General features: G+C 59.4%; 2 protein-coding genes. Both read right to left on the bottom strand.

Annotation, left to right across the window (positions count from 1 at the left end):
- The coding region (locus tag EN991_RS36335; protein ID WP_245461177.1) for an SPFH domain-containing protein at positions 1 to 883 on the bottom strand (883 nt) is incomplete at its 3' end.
- A gap of 59 nt (positions 884 to 942) precedes the next feature.
- Positions 943 to 1,390: bacteriorhodopsin (locus EN991_RS36340; protein WP_206519331.1), on the bottom strand; the 448-nt coding region annotated here is incomplete at its 5' end.

A 1,390-nucleotide genomic window follows, 5' to 3' on the forward strand; every position in this document is an offset into this window, starting at 1 on the left:
TGGCGATACGAATCCGCTCGCCTTCTTGTTCGCTGCGGATCCTGGCGTTCTGAATACTGATTGTGGAACTAGATCTCTCGGCCTCAATCTCGGCCAGTTGGGCTGCTTTGCGGATTTCGATCGCTTGCGTTTGTTCGATGCGGGCGTATTCGAGGTCACGCTCGATCTCCAGAGACCGCTGCTCGGTTTCGAAATCCTTGAGCTTTATGCTGATCCGCGACTCGTTTTCGATGCGGTTGCGAAGCTGGCGGCGCTCTTCGATCTGCTCGGTCAGCTGCGTCAGGCCTTCGGCATCGAACGCATTGGAGGGATCAAACACGGAGATGTCGGTCTGGTTGAGGCTCGTCAGAGAGGCGTTTTCAAGCTCGAGGCCATTCGACCCCAGGGTCGTCGCCGCCAGGGCGGCCACCTCACTCATGTAGCGGCCGCGGCTGGTGTGGATTTCGTCCATGGTCATCGTGGAGGCGATGGCCGACATTGCATCGACGAACCGGCCCTGAACGATCTCCTTCAGCGCGGCAGGATTCTGGGTGCGGTCACCGAGGGTGCGGGCGGCAGTCGACACCCCGGCTTCCGTCGGCACCACACGCACGAAGAACTCGGCGATGATGTCGATGCGCATCTTATTCCTGGTGATCAGGGATTGCTCGCCGAGCCTCCGGATCTCCACCGGGATGGCGTTCATGTTGACACGCGTGATGTCGTGGACAATCGGGATGATCAGCGCACCGCCGCCCATGACCACCCGCTCGCCGCCGAGGCCGGTGCGGACGAAGGACTGGTCTTTGGATGAGTGTCTGTAGAGCCAGTGCAGCAGGTAGACACCGATCGCGATGATGATCGTTATGAGAATAACGATTGCGATCACATCTGAGCCATTCATGGGAAGATCCTCCACTTAACCGCGAGCGCCAAGCACGTTGGCGCGAAGATTGACAGCCTTCAGAAACGCTCCTCGCCGGCGACGGCGAGGACGATCATTGAGACGGCGATGAGATTGATAAGGTCGGCAATGGTGTAGAGCACGATGATGGGCGCCACGTGCCCCGTTCCGATAACGACGTCCACGAAATGCAGGATCGGGTAAATTGCCCAGCCGATCGTCATGATCAGCCTGATCCAGAAATAGCCGAGGCGGATAGGACGCGTCGACTTGCTGATGGCGTCCGCCATGGCGCCGAAATACAACTCGCCAAGGATATAAAGCCAGAAGGCGATCGACAGCAGCACGCCAAGGGTCGGATTGAAGATCCGTGCGTCACCGAGATAGCGGGCCAGCACCATCAGGATTGCCGCGGCCAGGGTCCGCCAGAACACGCCCACGGGCACCTTTCCTGCGATGCTCGCAAGGAAGAACACCGATGCGACCTCCATCGGCTGGACCACGAAC

Origin of the sequence: Mesorhizobium sp. M7A.F.Ca.US.005.03.2.1, from assembly GCF_003997795.1 — a bacterium.
GTDB lineage: Bacteria > Pseudomonadota > Alphaproteobacteria > Rhizobiales > Rhizobiaceae > Mesorhizobium > Mesorhizobium ciceri.